Below are 18,316 nucleotides of genomic sequence, written 5' to 3' on the forward strand. Positions count from 1 at the left end.
ATATAAGTAGGTGAGAAATTGATAAGTTCAAATTTAATTGACGATTTCCTTGATTATCAAAAATCTACAAAAGGACTTTCTGATAATACTATTAAAGAGTATTATTACGACTTAAGAATTTTTGTTAGATTTGTAAAAAAAAGAAAAGGGTTAATAGAAGACGGAACTGATTTTGAAGATATAATTATTGAAGACATCACACCAGAATTGCTAGAATCAGTTACAAAGCAAGATATTTATGCCTATAATGCATTTCTCGAGAAAGAGAGAAAAATAGGAAATAGGGGTAAATTTAGAAAGCTATCTTCGATTAGAAGTTTTTACAATTATCTATTTACTAAAATCGATGTAATTGATAAAAATCCTGTAGTAGATATTGATATGCCTAAAATTGAAAAAACTCTTCCAGTATACTTAACTCTGGAGCAAAGCAAAAATCTTTTAAAAACTATAGAAAACTCAAAATCAAAACCCATTTACAAAAAAAGAGATTATGCAATAGCTACATTATTTTTAAATTGTGGAATGAGACTTTCTGAACTTTCTGGAATTAATTTATCACATATTGAAAATGGAAATACTTTGACAGTTGTAGGTAAGGGAAATAAAGAAAGGACTATATATTTAAACGAAGCTTGTATTCGAGCAATAGATGATTACTTAAAACTTAGACCTCAGGTCAAAGATGACGCACTATTTTTATCAATGAGAGAAAATAGGATGAGCAATAGATCTATACAACATATGATTGAAAAACATATGAAAAATTCTGGGTTAGATACTACAAAATATTCAGTTCATAAATTAAGACATACAGCAGCAACATTAATGTATGAGTATGGTAATGCAGATATAAGATCACTTCAAGAGATATTAGGACACGAATCAGTAAATACTACAGAAATATATACTCATGTAAATAAAAAATCTCTTAGGAAAATGGTTGAATCAAATCCTTTATCAAATCTAAATGCTAGTGAGGAGGAAGAAGAATAAAACATAATTATTTTTTCTAATTTAAATAGTAATTTTAGGTGGAGAATAGAGAGAAAATTAAATTTAATACACAAAAATAGTCACAAAATAATAATTTTGTGACTATTTTTGTTTTATTTTTAAAGATTTTTGCTTTTTCTTGTTTTTTTGTCTTTTTCTATGATCTATTAAATTTTTAGATTTTCCCAAATTCATTTAAATAATTACTTCCAAAACACCCCCAAAATTAGGTTTTTATTCTTCCTTCATAGAAATTCCTCATTATATTAAATATTGTTTTAAAAAATATTTAGTCTTAATGTTAAAATTATTATTATTTCTTTTCATACTTTTTTACTTTAATGTATTCATAACCCTTCTATAATTATTTTATATATTATACATTTGTTCTGAATATATGTTTAGATATTTTGTTCCCAATTATTGTGTTATAATATCTAAAGGTGATCAAATGTCTTTAGACGGTACTGTAGTAAAAAATTTAGTTTATGAATTTAATAATGAAATATTAAATGGTAGAATTGACAAAATCTACCAAAATAATAACAATGAAATATTAATCAACATAAGAGCACAAGGAAAAAAGTATAGACTTTTTATATCACTTTCTGGAAATCCTAGAATACATTTCTCTGTGCTTGAATTTGACAATCCTCAAAATCCACCAGCATTTTGTATGCTTCTTAGAAAACATTTAGAAAATGGTCAAATTATAAGTATTGAACAGTATTTAATGGATAGAATAATTAAAATTAACATTAATTCAAGAGACGAATTAGGCCTAGATACAAGTAAAGGAATAATTGTTGAATTAATGGGAAAATATTCTAATATTATATTAATTGATAATAATGATAATAGAATTATTGATGCACTTAAGAGAATAAATTTTAATGTTTCAAGTGTGCGTGAAATTTTACCTGGGCTAACTTATAATCCAAAAGATATTTCAAATGGAATTGATCCATGCGATGATATAGATATAACGGATCTAATAATAAAATATCCAGATAATGTAAATATTAAGAGATTTTTATTAGATTCCTTTACTGGAATTAGTCCACAAATGTGCGAAGAAATATCTTATAGAAGTGGTCTTGATTTAAATATTAATATTAAAGATTTAGAGGATAATGAGTTATCTATATTTTCTAAATCTTTTGATGAAATTTTTAGTTTAATAAAAACCTACTCCTTCTCTCCTATTAAGATTTATAAAAATGAAATATTTAAGGATTTTTATTCAATAGATCTTCAAAATCTTAATAATAATGAAAAAGAGTTTCATGAAAGTATTTCAGAAATAATTGAAGAATTTTATAACTCAAAGAGTATTAGGGATTCAATAAGTTCAAAAAGTTCAAATTTAAAGAAAATTATTAATAAGGATATTAAAAAAATTTCTAGAAAGATTGCCAATCAATCAAATGAACTTAATGTAGCACTAAATCGTGAGAAATTTAAGATTTATGCAGATTTACTATCTTCTAATTTCTATAAAATCAATAAAGGTGACGAGAAAGTCCTTGTTGAAAATTTTTATGATAATATGAAAGAAGTTGAAATACCCTTAGATCCAACTCTTGACGGACCTCGCAATGCTTCCAAATATTATAAAAAATATTCCAAGTTAAAAAATGCTTCTATATATCTTGAAGAACAGATAGATTTAGGAAAAGCTGAATTAAATTATCTAAATTCAATTTTATTAAATATTGATATGGCTGAGAGCCCTGACGACTTTGATGAAATCTATGAAGAACTTGAAAAGCAAGGTTACATTAAAAAGAGAAATAGAAAATTAAAGAGAAAGAAAAACACCGAAGAAAACTATCTAATTTTTGAAACTGATGATGGTTTTAAAATTTATGTAGGAAAAAATAATAAGCAAAATGATTATTTGACGCTAAAATTTGCAAATAAAAAAGATCTTTGGTTTCATGTAAAGGATGCACCAGGATCCCATGTAATATTAAAAGATGATAATAGAAATTTTACAGATAAAGCATTAATTGAAGCTGCAAGACTTGCTGCGAAATACAGTTCCATTTCTACTTCATCAAATATTCCTGTGGATTACACATTTAAGGCTAATATAAAAAGACATCCTTCAAAGAAACCAGGATTAGTAAATTATACAAACTACAAAACTATAAATATAAAAAAAGAATAAAGGATTCCTTTATTCTTTTTCTTCGTCTTCATCTATTATATTTAGCTTTTGTAAAATAAGTTTGTATCCATCTGCTCCATAGTTAAGAGATCTATTAATTCTAGAAATAGTTGCAGTAGATGCTCCAGTCTCACTTTCAATTTCATGATAAGTCTTATTTTTTACTAAAAGTTTAACTACTTGAAGTCTTTGAGCGATCGCTTGAACTTCTTTAACCGTGCAGATATCTTCAAAAAATCTATAACATTCTTCTAGATTATCTAAAAGTAGTATAGCTTCGAATAAATCGTCAACTTGTTCATTTTTAATTTTTGATTTGTAAATCATCTATTCGGCCTCCTTGCCTAATCTAATATTAAATTATATCTTGAGACTTTTTAGTTGTCGCATTTTCATTAATATATTAACAATTTTATCTATTAAAGTCAAGATTAATTAAAGCCTAAATAAATAGATTATTCATAGATCTTTACTTCACTCACGCCATTTCTAATAGTAACTTGAAATGACTTGTCGCATATTTGTGACAAATGGGGATTGTGAGTTACCATTATGATTTGTCTATTAAAAATCATTGATGACTTTTTTAAAAATTCTCCTAAATTAAAAATATAATCATTACTTACATGTTTTCCAGGTTCATCTAGAATTAATGGTCCAAGAAGTTCAGGTTGATTTAATTGCATAAATGCAATTCTAAGAGCTAAAGAAATAACATCTACAACTCCCCCACCTCGTGAAATTTCAGGTTGAGTTTTAACGCTATAACCTTCACTATAATTACTTTGAACAAAGAATTCAGCTACTGGAACTGATCTTGATTCAGATAGTTCTATGATAAACTCAATATCTGTCTCAAATATAAATTGTAAGCACTTAGTAACAGTATCTTCAATTTGTCTTTTAGATTGCTCTCTAGCAAACTCTGAAGTTTTTTGAAACAATAAGGATACTTGCAATAAGATATCGCTGCATTTTTCTTTTTCAGAAAGATTTGTTTCTATGTTTTTTAGTTGTTCTTCTAAAATTTGAATTTTTCCCTCTTCAGATACTATTTTATTATTTAATTCTTGTAATTTTAAATCTAAATCATTTAAATTCAATTTATCACAACCTAGGCATTAATTCCTCAGCTTCATTAAATAATTTGTCAATTTCATCCTTTAAATTATTTATTTCGCTTTCTAAATCTTCTGGTTTTACTCCAAGTTTTTCTATTTCTTCAAGTATATCCTTTTTTTGGGCATTTAATTGTTCTAGTCTTGCTTCAGCTTTATATTTTAAGCTTTTTGCTCTATCTAGTTCTTCCTTTAAATTCTTTAAATTTTCTTCGTAATTCATTTAATCATTCCTCAAATGGTATTTTATATGTTCCAATGATTCATTATTTATTTCACTATAACAAAATGGACAAATTCCTTTTTTAATTATTAAATCTTCGTATTTATTTGAAAGAGATTTTATTTTAATATTAATATCCTTGTGCATATTTCTTGTTTCTTTATAATCATTTTCAAGTTTTAAAATATTATCATTAATTCTTTTCACTAAATCCAATCTTGAAGATAAAGAATTTATTTTATTTAAATTCATTTCAATTTTTTCATTATTTTTAAATTTTTCTAAATAGTCATATCCAATTTTTAAAGATGAATTTACCTTTTTAATACTATTATTTAAATTTAAATTTTTATTAAAAACTTCTATTTTTAAAGATATATTGTTTAGTTTATTTTCAATTTCATTTAAATTTCTATAATTTTTTAATACATCTTCATTTCTTTTTAAAAGATTTTCATTAGTTATAAAATTATTTGAAAGTCTTTTATAATTTATTAGTTTATGATTTAAAGTTTCAGCAGATTTAATTTTATCTTCCAAGGTATTTAGGTTTTGCAAACTTTTTAGAGTATAATTTACCGAATTTAATCCTATATTAATTTTATTAAATCTATTAAATATATTGCTAATATTTAAAAATTTAAGAGATTTATTTTCTAAATTTGAATATAATTTCTCAACTTCATCTATGGATTTTAAATTATTATGTAATACTTCTGTTTTAGAAATATTATCTCTATTTTCTTTATATCTATCATTTAAATTTTTTAATTTATCAAGTTTATCACTTAATTTAGAAATTTCATTTCTAATATTTAAAATTTTAGAATAAGAATCTTTATAATCTTTTATATATTCAAAGGATTTTAATTTTTCTTTATACCCTTCTTTCTGTTTATTTAATAAGTCAATATCTTGATTTATTCTTTTATTATCTCTTACAACTTCTCTTAACGCATCGTCAATATAATTTACACCAATTAACCTACCAATTGCTGAAGCTCTAACTGAAGGCTGCTCATTTAATAAAAACGGACCATCTAATTGCTCAGATATATTTAATATAGTTTTAGTATTTGAGCTATCTAAAACAGTTTTATACATATTTGTAATCTCAACTATTTCTTTAGGTACTTCTGTACCAAAACCTTCAAATCTCATTTCTTCACCAGATGGCTTTTGTAAATAATAGGCATTTTTAGAAGGAGTTTTACTTCTCTCAACAACTGCACCGTTAGAAAAAGTTATCTTAACAGAAACATTTTTCTCTCCCTGTCTTATAAAATAATCTCCCCTAGGTTCATTGTATAATGCCCATTTTATAGCTCTTAAAATAGCAGTCTTACCAGAATCTGAATTGCCAAGGATTACATTTAATCCCCTATCAAATTCAATAACTGTATCTTTATGAGATTGAAAATTATGAAGTTCAATTTTATCTATATAGATCATATATAATCAGCCCCATCAATCTGAGCTTTTTCAACTCTTTTAAGTGATTCTTTTTTAACTTCATCAGAAATATTTTCACTTTCAGAAATCTTTAGTAACAAATTAAAAATATCCATGCTGTTAAAATTTGAAGTTGCATCAAGACTTTCTTTAAATTCAGCCATCTTTATTCCCTTAAATTGATGTCTCTCCATTTCAGTCCTATCAAGTACTTCTTCACCTGGTTTTGCACATTTTAAATATCTGTCTTCTATTTTTATTTCATCATCAAGTGTAATAATATTTATTTTAGGCTTTCTTTTCATTTCGGTTAAGGAATTTGAAATTCTAATTAGTGCACCGGGATTAATAAAATATTTACCATCTATTTTAGTCGTTTTAAATCCAAAGTGATAATGACCTGCAAGTGTAATATCTGCTTTTGTGTCCTTAATATCTTCAAGTAATGTATGTGAAACTTCTTTGACAAAGGGTTTATCTATTAAAAATCCATGTGTCATATGAATAGAATATTTACAATCACTATCTACATTTCTAACAATATAATTTTCTCTATTGCTTTTTTCATCCATAGAATAAATATAAGGTGAAGCAGTTAATTGAACTTTAAAGTCTTTCTCAAGAATAATTTTTTTATAATTTACAAGATTTAGAATACCTAAATTGCATAGGAGTCCTAACATTGTTCTATCAAGAGTATCTGGATTATGTCCGAATATGTCATGGTTCCCACTAACTATATAAATGGGAACTTTATAACTTTGAAATATTTTTGCAAACTCAGATACAATACTAACAGACACATCAGGCCTATCAAATAAATCTCCACCATGAAGAACAAAGTCAATATTTTCCTCTTTTATAATATCGCCAATTTCTCTAAGCTTTGTTTTTAAAGTTTCACTATAATCATCTAAACGATTTTTAGGACTAGTTCCTCTAATATGAGTGTCTGTAAAGTATAGTAGCTTCAAGTAATCACAACCTCATTAATCTTCTAAAAAGTTTTCCTCACTAGTTACATTTTCATTATCTTCTTCAGGAGTTTCTTCTCCATTTAAGTTAAAGTGAACTCTAACTTTTTCTTCAATTTCTTTTAGCATTTCTGGATTTTCTTCTAAGAATTCTTTTGAATTTTCTCTACCTTGTCCAAGTCTTGTTTCTCCATAAGAATACCAGGCACCAGCTTTTTTAACAATTTCTGCATCAGCTGCAACATCAAGAATATTTCCAACTTTAGAAATTCCTTCACCATACATAATGTCAAATTCAGCTTGTTTAAAAGGTGGAGCAATCTTGTTTTTAACAACTTTTACCCTAACTCTGTTACCTATAATATCGTCGCCTTTTTTAATATTTTCAGATTTTCTAATATCAAGTCTAACAGATGAATAAAATTTAAGCGCTCTACCACCAGTTGTAGTTTCTGGGTTACCAAACATAATACCAACTTTTTCTCTAAGTTGATTTATAAATACAACTGTACATTTAGATTTATTAATAGCTCCTGTTAATTTACGAAGAGCTTGAGACATCAAGCGAGCTTGAAGTCCAATTTGTGTAGCCCCCATCTCTCCATCAATTTCAGCCTTAGGTACAAGCGCAGCCACAGAGTCAATTACAATTAAATCAACAGCATTTGATCTTACCAATGCTTCTGTTATTTCTAAAGCTTGTTCTCCTGTATCTGGTTGAGAAATAACTAGGTTTTCAATATCTACACCAAGATTTTTCGCATATCCTGCATCAAGAGCATGTTCAGCATCAACAAAAGCACCTGTTCCGCCTAATCTTTGAGATTCAGCTAACATGTGAAGAGCAAGAGTTGTCTTACCTGAAGACTCAGGTCCATAAATTTCAATAATTCTTCCCTTAGGAATACCACCAATTCCAAGAGCGATATCAAGAGCAAGAGATCCTGTAGGAATAGATTCAATGTCTAATTTGACATCTTCACCAAGTCTCATAACTGCTCCCTCACCAAATTGTTTTTCTATTCTTGATAAAACTTTATTAAGAGCTTCCTGCTTTTCATCAAAATTATTTGTATCTTTCATTTTTACTCCTTAAAATTTTCTTCTTAAAATATAGAGTAATTTTGATAATACTCTATAGACAGTTTGCTTTCTAATTTTATTTCTGTTTCCAGATAAGAAATAATGATTAATGTCATTGTCTTCATCTGAAAAATAAATACAAGTATAAACAGTTCCAACTTCTGTTTCTGATGGATTTGGGCCAGCTTCGCCTGATGTTGAAATTGCTATATCACAATTTGTTTTTTCTTTTAATCCTCTTGCCATTTCAAGAACAGTTTCTTCGCTTATAGCCCCATGACTTTTTAAAGTTCCTTCTGAAACATTTAAATTTTTATGTTTTGAATCATTAGAATAAGTTACTATAGAAGTTTCTAATACACTTGAAGCTCCGCTAATATCAGTTATAGCAGAAGCTAACATTCCTCCTGTAATTGATTCAGCAAAAGAAAGTTTAAGATTATTATTTTTTAAAATATCTACAATTTTTTCAGCTACATCTTCATTACTCTCAGAAAATATATGATTTCTAAATTCTTCATATAGTTTATCCATTGCATCTTTTATAGAAATCTCAAGCTTTTCTTTATCACTGCTCTTTCCTATAATTTTAACTTCTGTATGAGTGCTCATAGCAAAAGTATTAATGCTTAAAGATTTATCAAATTTCATTTTTCTGATTTTATCTTCTATCGCTGATTCTCCAATTCCTATAACATCAATAGATTTGATTATTATAAATTCATCACTATTTATATTTTCAATTAAATAAGAATCAAACATTGGCTCCATTTCACTTGGTGGTCCAGGAAGTAGTAAAATTTTCTTGTTATCAAGGGAAACCACTTCTCCTAATGCTACTCCCCAATTGTTATTAATTTTTTCAGATCCTTCAATTAACATAATCTGTTTTAAATTGTTTTTGGTGAAAGTTTTTTTTAATTTCAAAAACCTTTCTTCCATTTTTCTCTTTTCATTTTCGTCTAAATAAATTTCTCGATTTAAGTACTTTGCTACAGCTTCTCTTGTTATATCATCATCAGTTGGCCCAAGACCCCCTGTCAAAATAATTAAATCAGATTTTTCTACAGATGTTTCAATTTCCTTAACAATATCATCCATATTATCGTCAACAGAAGATTGTCTAATAACATCTACGCCTGCATCAGTTAGTTTAGATGAAATATATTTTGAATTTGTATTTAAAATTGATCCTATTAAAATTTCTGTTCCTACAGTTATTATTGATGCCTTCATAAATCACCTTAAATATTTTCTAAATCCAATACTTTTTTGTTCTTAATCAAATAATCTATTCCAGAAATTGCAGTAAATAAAACTGATAGATAAAAAATTCCAATCCCAGCTGGTCTTAGTGTTTCAATTCCAGTCAAAAGAAGTATGTTAGATATGAGTTGTGTCACGGTTTTAAACTTACCTAATGGACTTGCTGCTATAGTTATATTTTCAGAAGCAGCAATAATTCTAAATCCTGTAATAGTAAATTCTCTTGCAATTATAATTATTACAGCCCATGCTGGTATCTCATTGTAAGAAACTAGCATAATCATTGCCGAACATACTAAAATTTTATCAGCTAAAGGATCTGCAAATTTTCCAAAATTAGTCACTAAATTATCTCTTCTTGCAAGGTAGCCATCAAGAAAGTCTGTAAATGATGCTATGGCAAATATTGCAGTTGCTATAAATCTTGATCCTTCAAAATCAAGATACATAAAAATTATAAATATAGGTACCATTAAAGTTCTAATTAATGTTAATTTATTTGGAGTATTCATTTTACATCTCCTATTAAATCGTAATCTAAATTATCAACTATCTCAACTTTTATAAAATCACCAATTTCAAGTTCTTTACTTGATCTAACATATGTTATACCGTCTATTTCTGGTGAATCCATATAAGTTCTTCCTGTATAATTTTCTTCGTCTATTTTTTCTTCAATTAAGACTTCTAAAGTTTTTCCGATATTGTTAGACAAAAGTTCATTTGAAATCTCATTCTGAGTTTCCATTATTTCGTTTTGTCTTTCTTCTTTAATACCTTCAGGAATTTGATTTTCCATATTATATGCTCTTGTTCCCTCTTCTTTAGAATATTTAAATACTCCTAATTTATCGAATTTTATTTCTTTAATAAAGTTTAATAATTCTCTAAAATCTTCATCAGTCTCTCCAGGAAAACCAACTATAAAAGTAGTTCTTATAACTATATCTGGAATTTCTTTTCTAAGTCTTTGTAGAATTTTTAAAATTTGAGTTTCATCAGTATTTCTATTCATATTATTTAAGACATTATTTGAAAAATGTTGAAGGGGAACATCCACATAATTTAATAATTTTGGATTGTTTTTAAATTCTTCAATTAATTCATCTGTGAAATTATCCGGATATAAATAAAGAACTCTAATCCATTTTAAATCTTCAATTTTAGAGATTTCTTGAATTAATCTTGTAAGTGAATATTTTGAATAAAGATCTATTCCATAATCTGTTGTATTTTGTGCTATTAAAATAATTTCCCTAGTTCCATTATCTACAAGATATTTAATTACTTCATAAATATCTTCAATTTTTCTAGATCTATTTCTGCCACGAAGACTAGGAATAATACAATATGAACAGTTGTTATTGCAACCTTCAGAAATTTTTACATATTCTGTTATATTTACTTTTTCTTTTTTTAGTCCTTCAATATATTGGCTGTTAATATTATCTGTTTTAATAAATAAATCGCCAGCCAAACTTCTATCAAGCAATTCATTTATATAATTTATATTTCCAGTTCCTATTATGCCATCAACTTCAGGTATTTCTTTTATTAGCTCTTCTGGATATCTTTGAGCTAAACATCCAGAAAGTAGAACTTTTTTACAATTCCCAGATTTTTTATACTCTACTGATTCTAAAATTGTATCAATTGATTCTTCCTTAGCTGCATCTATAAAGCCACAAGTATTAACTATTAAAATGTCAGCATCATTGGCATTCTCAACCATTTTATATTTATCTCTATCAAGCAGCGAGTACATAATAGAAGAATCCACATCATTTTTCGAACATCCCAATGTTACAATATGAACATTATTCATTTTCATCACCTAAAATTTCTTTTACTTCTTCCCTAGTTTTTAAGAGTTTTCTTGGTTTAGATCCCTCGTGTGGACCTATTATACCCATTTCCTCCATCTGATCCACAATTCTACCTGCTCTTGAATAACCAACTTTTAACTTTCTTTGAATATAAGAAATAGAAGCTTGTTCATCATTAATTACCAGCTCAACAGCTTCATTAAATAACGGATCTCTTTCTTCACTTATTTTTACTTTTTTATCTTCAATAGCTTGTTCAATTTTTGATTCAACATTTTTCTTAACTTCGTTATTATTTTTTACAAAATCCACTATTCTCTCTACTTCTCCATCACTTATTAGAGCACCTTGAACTCTCTTAGGTTTTGGAAATTTACTTGGATAAAAAAGCATGTCTCCCTTTCCTAAAAGTTTTTCAGCTCCTCCCATATCAAGAATTGTTCTTGAATCCACTGAAGATGCAACTGAAAATGCAATTCTTGATGGAATATTTGCCTTTATAGTACCAGTTATTACATCAACTGAAGGTCTTTGAGTAGCTAAAATTAAGTGCATTCCTGCAGCTCTTGCCTTTTGTGCAAGTCTTGCAATATATTCTTCAACTTCTTTAGAAGCAACCATCATAAGATCTGCAAGTTCGTCTACTATTATTAATATTTTTGGAAGTTTTTCTTCTACTTTTCCAAGAGATACCATCTTCTTGTTGTATCCCTTTAAATCCCTTACATGATTTTCAGCAAAAAGTTCATATCTTTTTTCCATTTCATCCACTGCCCAATTAAGAGCAAAAGCAGCCTTTTTAGGATTTGTTACAACGTCTATAAGAAGATGTGGTATTCCATTATAAACGCTTAATTCAACCACTTTTGGGTCTATAAGCATAAGTTTAACTTCACTTGGCGATGATTTGTAAATAACACTTGTAATAATTGAATTAATACAAACTGATTTACCTGAACCTGTAGCACCAGCTATTAACATATGAGGCATATCTTCCATACCAGAAATTATAATATTGCCTTCAACATCTTTTCCAAGAGTCAATGGTATATCAGAGTTAATTGTTCTAAATTCATCTGATTCTAATAATTCTTTAAGTCCAACTGCATCTTTTTCTTTATTTGGCACTTCTATTCCTACTACTGTCTTACCTGGAATTGGAGCTTCAATTCTAAGATCAGAACTTGCAAGAGCCATTGCAATATTATCACTAAGTCCTACAATTCTTGAAAGTTTAATGCCTGGTGCTGGTTTAAGTTCATAAGAAGTTATTACAGGGCCTCTATTTATAGCAACAACCTTTGATTCAATTCCAAAGTTTTGCATAGTACTTTCTATAATCTTACCATTATTTATTATAGTATCTTTTGAAAATTTTCCTTTAGATTTTATTCTATCTAATAGAGCAGTATCTGGATAAGTATAAATAAATTCTTCTTGAGACTTACTTTCAATATCTTCTTTTATTGTGTCTTCCTCAACTTCTTCAGTTTCAACAATTGAAGTTTTCAAAGTCTCATCTGCATCTTCGATGTCTTCAGTTTCAGGAAAATTAAATTCAATTTCTTCAGGAATTTCTTCAATTTCTAAATTATTATCTATATTTTCTTCAGTGTAATCTTTAACAACTAAGTTTTCCTTTGGAGCTTTTTTATCCTTTTTCTTATTTTCTTTTTTAGCTTTGTTTAATTCTTTTTTTCTTTGTTTTTCTTCTCTTTCTAATTTTTTAATTTCATAAGATTTTTTCTTGTCATCGATATACTCGCCAACATCTTCGGCAAACATAATGATTTGATCCATATTTATTTTTAACATAAAATAAATTGAAATAAAAATAATCGCAATTAAAACTATATAAGTACCAAGAGAACCTAATAGTTTATAAGAAAAGAATCCAAAGATAGCTCCTATAATTCCACCACTTCTTGTTATATCCATATATTCAATTGACTTTGTAATTCTGTCAATTAAAGTCATGTCAAGTTCCTTTGATCCATCTAAAAATATTAAAATACACAAAAAAATAACTAAAGTGCAAATTATATATCTCTTCATGTGATATTTAGTAGCTTGAAGATTAAATAATATTCCCCAAATAATTAACAAAATTGGAATTAAAAAATTTGCAGAACCCGCTATTACAGAAAATAATTTATAAATTAATGTTCCTATAATGCCCATCTTTTGACTATAAAGAGATATAAAAGAAATTATTCCTAAAACCATTAAAAATAATCCAACGATTTCTTTTTTTACAGCCAATTCTGAAGTTCTGACTTCTCTATTTGATTTTGTCTTTGTGTTTTTTTTATTTGTAGTTTTTTTGCTTTTTCTTTTATTATTTATCACGAAGTCCACACCTCAATAATATTATATCAATTTGTAAGCTTAAAGACCAGTATGACCGAAGCCTCCATCGCTTCTTTCTGTATCATTTAGCTCATCAACTTCAACTATTTTAGGCGTTTCTATTTTCATGAAAACTAATTGGGCAATTCTTTCTCCATCAGAAATTTTGACATCTTCTTTACTCCAATTTATTAATAGAACTTTTAACTCTCCCCTGTAGTCAGAATCAATTGTGCCAATACCATTTGGTAGACCCAAGCCTTTTTTTAATGCAAGACCTGATCTTGCTCTTACTTGAGCTTCGTATCCTTTTTCAAATTCAAAAAAAAGTCCTGTAGGTATTAGAACTCTATCAAGAGGTTTCATTATGATATCTTCTTCTAAATTTGCTCTTAAATCCATTCCTGATGAGCCTTCTGTGGCAAACCTTGGAAGTTCGTGTTTACTTTTATTTATAACTTTTAATTCCATAAATCCTCCATTTTAAAAAATCGCATTAAAATATTATTAATGCGATTTAAAATTTATTATTTATCTTGTTCTTTTTCTTCTTTATCTTTTTTTGGTAATAATGCTTTTCTAGAAAGTGAAATTTTTCCATTTTCTTCAGAAACTTCAATAACTTTAACTTGAACTGTATCCCCAACTTTTAAAACATCTTCAACATTATTAGTTCTTTCATGAGCAATTTCTGAAATGTGAAGTAAGCCTTCAGTTCCCTTCTTGAGCTCTAAAAATGCTCCAAATTTAACAATCTTCTTAACTTTAGCATTATATACGTCGCCAACTTCAACTTCTTTTACAATTGATTCAATGATTTCAATAGCTTCTCTTGCTTTTTCATCACTTTCTGAAAGAATTGAAATTTGACCATCATCATCTATATCAATTTTAACTCCAGTTTGTTCAATTATCTTATTGATAATCTTTCCACCAGCACCTATTACTTCTCCGATTCTTTCTGGATCAATAGTCATCAAGTGAATAATTGGAGCGTATTTAGATAATTTTTCTCTTGGTTTTTCAATAGTAGTTGCCATATGATCTAGAATTTCAAATCTTGCAGCTTTTGCTCTTTCAAGCGCAACTTCTAGTATTTCTTTTGAAATACCTTCAACCTTGATATCCATTTGAATTGCAGTAATACCTTCTCTAGTACCTGCAACTTTAAAGTCCATATCTCCGAAGTGGTCTTCAAGTCCTTGAATATCAGTAAGAATTTTTATAATTCCATCTTCTTCAATAAGACCCATGGCTATACCAGCAACAGGTGCTTTAATTGGAACTCCTCCATCCATTAATGCAAGAGTTGAGCCACATACTGATGCTTGAGAGGAAGAACCATTAGATGATAAAACTTCTGATACAACTCTAATAGTATATGGGAAAACTTCTCTATCAGGAATTACTGGAAGTAAAGCTCTTTCAGCTAATGCACCATGACCAATTTCACGTCTTCCAGGTGATCTCGATGGTTTTGTATCTCCAACTGAAAAACCAGGGAAATTATAGTGATGAATATATCTCTTAGGTTTGTCATCACCAAGTCCATCAATAACTTGTTCTTCAGATAATGCTCCAAGGGTAGCAATTGATAGTACTTGAGTTTGGCCTCTTGTAAAAAGTCCTGATCCATGAGTTCTAGGAAGCACTGATACTTCCGAAGAAAGTGGTCTGATTTCAGTTAAAGATCTGTCATCAGGTCTTCTTTCTTCTTCAATTATTCCTCTTCTTACTTCATGAATTTCTATTTCTTCAATAGCTGCTTCTATATCTTTTGAATATTCTTCACATAGTTCTTCGAAGTGCTCTCTTATATTTGCTTTAGCTTCTTCAGTTTTTTCATTTCTTACAATTTTATCTTTTTGTCTAATTGCATCAACTAATAAATCTTTTCCATATTCTTTAACTTTATCAACAATTTCTTGATTTGGTTTAAATACTTCATATTCAGCTTTCTCTTTTCCAACTTCATTAGTTATTTCTTCAATAAAACTACAGATTTCTTTAATAGTTTCATGCCCTGTAAGAATTGCATCAAGCATTTCTTTTTCAGTAACTTCGTTCGCTCCAGCTTCAACCATCATTATTGCTGATTTAGTTCCAGCTAAAGAAAGACTGATATCAGATTTATTAGATTCTTCTTCATTTGGATTTATAATATATTTTCCATCAATGTATCCTACTTCAACAGAACCAGTGGGTCCATCGAAAGGAATATCAGAAATTGATAAAGCTATTGATGAGCCTATCATAGCAGCAATCTCTGGAGAATGATCTTGATCGACACTTAAAACTGTAGCTACAATATGGACGTCATTTCTATATCCTTCAGGAAATAGAGGTCTTAAAGGTCTGTCGATTAGTCTTGCTGAAAGTGTTGCCTTCTCACTTGGTCTACCTTCTCTCTTAATGAATCCGCCAGGAATCTTACCTACTGAATACATTTTTTCTTCATAGTCAACACTTAGAGGGAAAAAGTCAATTCCTTCTCTAGGCTTTGAAGATGCGGTAGCTGTTACTAGCACGACAGTATCACCATATTGAACTAGACAAGCCCCATTAGCTTGCTCTGCTACTTTTCCAATTGTAATTTTTAAGGTAGAACCTGCCAATTGCATAGTGAAAATTTTTTCCATTATTACCTCCTTCTAAAAAGAAAGAGCGGATTTACCGCTCCTATTATCCTCTAATTTGTAGTTTTTTGATAAGTGTACGATATCTTTCTATATCATTATTTTTTAAATATCTTAATAAATTTCTTCTCTTACCAACCATCTTTAAAAGACCTCTTCTTGAGTGGTGATCTTTCTTATGGATTCTAAGGTGTTCGTTTAAATCGTTGATTCTTCTAGTAAGAATAGCGATTTGTACTTCTGGAGATCCAGTATCTCCTTCATGAGTTTGAAATTCTTCGATAATAATTTTTTTAATGTTTCCTTCTAACATATTTTCCTCCTAAATTTTAATTTGGCTAATCAGAGTAAGCGTCGAGGAGCGTCAAACTATGACTAGCTAAGTTACTTGTCCTATTTTATCACAAAAAAATATATGTGTAAAGATTATCTATTCTTAGTTACCTCTACATCTTTTGCAATTTGATCAAATAATTCTTTGACATTATCAAACTTTAATTCTGGTCTAATAAAATCTATTAATTCAAGTTCAACTATCTCTCCATATATATCTTCGTCAAAGTCTAATATATGAGCTTCGATTTTTATACCATCATGTTCAACAGTTGGGTTTGTTCCAATATTTGTGGAAGCTTTGAATTTTTTGCCATTCACATAAATATTGCTGTCGTAGACTCCGTATTTAGGTATCACAAAATTATCAATTAATTCTAAATTAGCAGTAGGATAACCCATTTTCTTGCCTAAACCCTTTGCATGAATAACTTTTCCAATTAATTTATATGGTCTACTCAATAAATAATTTGCATCTTTAATATTTCCATCTACAATTAAATTTCTGATTAATGTCGAGGAAATTTTTTCGCCATTAAAACTTATTTGTTCGATTACACTAACACTTTCAAACAAATCTTTATTATCTAATAAAAATTTAGTGTCTCCTGATTTTTTGTAACCAAAAGTATAGTCATATCCAACTACAACTCCAATAATTTTTAAATTTTCTATTAAAAAGTCTTTTAAAAATTCCATTGGACTATATGACATAAATTCCTTAGTAAATTTAATGAGATAGACTAAATCAACTCCAAGTTCTTCTAGAATTTTAAACTTTGTATCATTGGTTGTTATAATGTTTTTCTTGCCCATTTTTATAATATTATCAGTGTGTTCTTCAAATATTAATAGACTTGATTTTTTATTTAATTTTTTTGCATTTTCAACAGCTATTTTTATAAGTTCAATATGACCTCTATGGACTCCATCAAAATTCCCAAGTGCTATAATTGACTCTTCTGTAGCTTTATAATCTAAATCTATTTTTATTATTTTCATAAACCACCTGTTAAATTTTTCTTCATTTTAAGAAAATATTCATTATCTATAATTCTAATTTCCCCAATTCCTAAAAACTCTCCGTCGCAATATACTCTGTATTTTTCATCAGGATATTTTTTATTTAATTTATAAAACCTGCCATTTAATATGAATTTTTTATAATTTTTGTTAATTGAAATTTCCTTTAAATCAAGTAAGGCTTTATCCATAGGAATCATTAAAGAAGTTATTTCTTCAATACTCATATCATTAAATTCATCAACTGTAACAGCATCTTCTATTTTGAATTCTCCTGTTCTTGTTCTTCTTAAAGAACTAAGAGTTGCATTAGTATTTAGCTCTTTTCCAATATCATAAGCAAGAGATCTTATATAAGTCCCCTTTGATACATCTACATTAATAGTAAACTCATCTTTTCCATTAAAATCAACTAATTCATTATTATATATTTCTACATTTCTTGATTTGACTTCAACTTCTTTGCCCTCTCTTGCGTATTCATAAAGTTTTTTTCCATTTACTTTAATCGCTGAATACTTCGGAGGGACTTGAGTGAGGTTTCCCGTAAATTTTTCCAAGACTTTTAATATTTCATCTTTAAAAACTTTTACATCTTCTTTCTCTAAAATATTTCCTTCCATATCATATGAATCAGTCAAAATCCCAAGTTTAATACCTGCAAAATATTCTTTATCACTTGATAGAATATATTCACTTACTTTTGTAGCTTCCCCTACACATATTACTAATACACCAGTTGCCATAGGATCTAACGTTCCAGTATGACCAACTTTTTTTATATTTAATTTTTTTCTGACAATATAGACTAAGTCATGTGAAGTTATGCCTTTTGGCTTATCAAAAACTATTAGGCCCTTCATT

Annotated in this window: 17 protein-coding genes; 2 read left to right on the forward strand and 15 right to left on the reverse strand. The window is 28.1% G+C overall.

The window, feature by feature from the left end; genetic code table 11:
- Positions 1-18 precede the first annotated feature (18 nt).
- Together KQI68_RS04270 and KQI68_RS04275 are read left to right on the forward strand one after the other, a co-directional pair.
- Positions 19-996, forward strand: coding sequence for a tyrosine recombinase XerC (locus KQI68_RS04270; RefSeq protein WP_216548902.1), 978 nt, complete (start codon positions 19-21; stop codon positions 994-996).
- 451 nt (positions 997-1,447) lie between these two features.
- The gene (locus KQI68_RS04275) at positions 1,448-3,169 is read left to right on the forward strand and encodes an Rqc2 family fibronectin-binding protein (protein WP_216548903.1); all 1,722 of its coding nucleotides are present in this window, start codon (positions 1,448-1,450) and stop codon (positions 3,167-3,169) included.
- A 9-nt stretch (positions 3,170-3,178) separates the two neighbouring features.
- Here KQI68_RS04275 and KQI68_RS04280 read toward each other — a convergent pair whose 3' ends face one another.
- The 15 genes from KQI68_RS04280 to truB all read right to left on the reverse strand — a co-directional run bounded on the left by KQI68_RS04280 (position 3,179) and on the right by truB (position 18,315).
- Complete coding sequence (locus KQI68_RS04280) at positions 3,179-3,496, reverse strand: YerC/YecD family TrpR-related protein (RefSeq protein WP_216548904.1); 318 nt, start codon at positions 3,494-3,496, stop codon at positions 3,179-3,181.
- Positions 3,497-3,624: 128 nt separating this feature from the next.
- Entirely contained in the window at positions 3,625-4,272 is a 648-nt protein-coding gene (locus KQI68_RS04285; protein WP_216548905.1) for an ATPase, read from the reverse strand.
- 4 nt (positions 4,273-4,276) lie between these two features.
- Positions 4,277-4,510, reverse strand: a complete 234-nt coding sequence (locus KQI68_RS04290) for a hypothetical protein (protein ID WP_216548906.1) — start codon at positions 4,508-4,510, stop codon at positions 4,277-4,279.
- The gene (locus KQI68_RS04295) at positions 4,511-5,962 is read right to left on the reverse strand and encodes an AAA family ATPase (protein ID WP_216548907.1); all 1,452 of its coding nucleotides are present in this window, start codon (positions 5,960-5,962) and stop codon (positions 4,511-4,513) included.
- Positions 5,959-6,936, reverse strand: coding sequence for a metallophosphoesterase family protein (locus tag KQI68_RS04300; RefSeq protein ID WP_216548908.1), 978 nt, complete (start codon positions 6,934-6,936; stop codon positions 5,959-5,961). Before KQI68_RS04300 ends, KQI68_RS04295 begins: the two co-directional genes overlap by 4 nt.
- A 15-nt stretch (positions 6,937-6,951) precedes the next feature.
- Entirely contained in the window at positions 6,952-8,019 is a 1,068-nt protein-coding gene (recA, locus tag KQI68_RS04305) for a recombinase RecA (RefSeq protein WP_216548909.1), read from the reverse strand.
- A 9-nt stretch (positions 8,020-8,028) separates the two neighbouring features.
- Positions 8,029-9,255: a competence/damage-inducible protein A gene (locus tag KQI68_RS04310; RefSeq protein ID WP_216548910.1), complete on the reverse strand. Its 1,227-nt coding sequence runs from the start codon at positions 9,253-9,255 to the stop codon at positions 8,029-8,031.
- Between the two features lie 8 nt (positions 9,256-9,263).
- Positions 9,264-9,797: a CDP-diacylglycerol--glycerol-3-phosphate 3-phosphatidyltransferase gene (gene pgsA, locus KQI68_RS04315; protein ID WP_216548911.1), complete on the reverse strand. Its 534-nt coding sequence runs from the start codon at positions 9,795-9,797 to the stop codon at positions 9,264-9,266.
- Positions 9,794-11,110 carry a 30S ribosomal protein S12 methylthiotransferase RimO gene (rimO, locus tag KQI68_RS04320; RefSeq protein WP_216548912.1) on the reverse strand — a complete coding sequence of 439 codons (1,317 nt, stop codon included), beginning with the start codon at positions 11,108-11,110 and terminating at the stop codon, positions 9,794-9,796. The genes pgsA and rimO overlap by 4 nt, the downstream gene beginning before the upstream one ends.
- Positions 11,103-13,460, reverse strand: a complete 2,358-nt coding sequence (locus KQI68_RS04325) for an FtsK/SpoIIIE family DNA translocase (RefSeq protein ID WP_216548913.1) — start codon at positions 13,458-13,460, stop codon at positions 11,103-11,105. The genes rimO and KQI68_RS04325 overlap by 8 nt, the downstream gene beginning before the upstream one ends.
- Before the next feature lie 39 nt (positions 13,461-13,499).
- Entirely contained in the window at positions 13,500-13,931 is a 432-nt protein-coding gene (gene dut / locus KQI68_RS04330; RefSeq protein ID WP_216548914.1) for a dUTP diphosphatase, read from the reverse strand.
- Between the two features lie 56 nt (positions 13,932-13,987).
- The gene (locus tag KQI68_RS04335; protein ID WP_216548915.1) at positions 13,988-16,099 is read right to left on the reverse strand and encodes a polyribonucleotide nucleotidyltransferase; all 2,112 of its coding nucleotides are present in this window, start codon (positions 16,097-16,099) and stop codon (positions 13,988-13,990) included.
- A gap of 43 nt (positions 16,100-16,142) precedes the next feature.
- Positions 16,143-16,409, reverse strand: coding sequence for a 30S ribosomal protein S15 (gene rpsO, locus KQI68_RS04340; RefSeq protein ID WP_216548916.1), 267 nt, complete (start codon positions 16,407-16,409; stop codon positions 16,143-16,145).
- 113 nt (positions 16,410-16,522) lie between these two features.
- A complete protein-coding gene (locus tag KQI68_RS04345; protein ID WP_216548917.1) occupies positions 16,523-17,431 on the reverse strand; it encodes a bifunctional riboflavin kinase/FAD synthetase in 909 nt (302 codons plus the stop codon).
- Positions 17,428-18,315 (reverse strand): tRNA pseudouridine(55) synthase TruB, encoded by an 888-nt coding sequence (gene truB, locus KQI68_RS04350; protein ID WP_216548918.1) that lies wholly within the window; start codon positions 18,313-18,315, stop codon positions 17,428-17,430. The genes KQI68_RS04345 and truB overlap by 4 nt, the downstream gene beginning before the upstream one ends.
- Position 18,316: the final 1 nt, after the last annotated feature.

The sequence above is a fragment of the Peptoniphilus ovalis genome (genome assembly GCF_018919265.1).
Lineage (GTDB): Bacteria > Bacillota > Clostridia > Tissierellales > Peptoniphilaceae > Peptoniphilus_A > Peptoniphilus_A ovalis.

Excerpts from the sequence above, each read along its gene's own strand:
- KQI68_RS04280 (WP_216548904.1), bottom strand. The coding sequence starts at position 3,496 with ATGATTTACAAATCAAAAATTAAAAATGAACAAGTTGACGATTTATTC.
- KQI68_RS04275 (WP_216548903.1), top strand. The coding sequence starts at position 1,448 with ATGTCTTTAGACGGTACTGTAGTAAAAAATTTAGTTTATGAATTTAAT.
- rpsO (WP_216548916.1), bottom strand. The coding sequence starts at position 16,409 with ATGTTAGAAGGAAACATTAAAAAAATTATTATCGAAGAATTTCAAACT.
- dut (WP_216548914.1), bottom strand. The coding sequence starts at position 13,931 with ATGGAATTAAAAGTTATAAATAAAAGTAAACACGAACTTCCAAGGTTT.
- recA (WP_216548909.1), bottom strand. The coding sequence starts at position 8,019 with ATGAAAGATACAAATAATTTTGATGAAAAGCAGGAAGCTCTTAATAAA.
- KQI68_RS04335 (WP_216548915.1), bottom strand. The coding sequence starts at position 16,099 with ATGGAAAAAATTTTCACTATGCAATTGGCAGGTTCTACCTTAAAAATT.
- pgsA (WP_216548911.1), bottom strand. The coding sequence starts at position 9,797 with ATGAATACTCCAAATAAATTAACATTAATTAGAACTTTAATGGTACCT.
- KQI68_RS04310 (WP_216548910.1), bottom strand. The coding sequence starts at position 9,255 with ATGAAGGCATCAATAATAACTGTAGGAACAGAAATTTTAATAGGATCA.
- rimO (WP_216548912.1), bottom strand. The coding sequence starts at position 11,110 with ATGAATAATGTTCATATTGTAACATTGGGATGTTCGAAAAATGATGTG.
- KQI68_RS04295 (WP_216548907.1), bottom strand. The coding sequence starts at position 5,962 with ATGATCTATATAGATAAAATTGAACTTCATAATTTTCAATCTCATAAA.
- KQI68_RS04290 (WP_216548906.1), bottom strand. The coding sequence starts at position 4,510 with ATGAATTACGAAGAAAATTTAAAGAATTTAAAGGAAGAACTAGATAGA.
- truB (WP_216548918.1), bottom strand. The coding sequence starts at position 18,315 with ATGAAGGGCCTAATAGTTTTTGATAAGCCAAAAGGCATAACTTCACAT.
- KQI68_RS04345 (WP_216548917.1), bottom strand. The coding sequence starts at position 17,431 with ATGAAAATAATAAAAATAGATTTAGATTATAAAGCTACAGAAGAGTCA.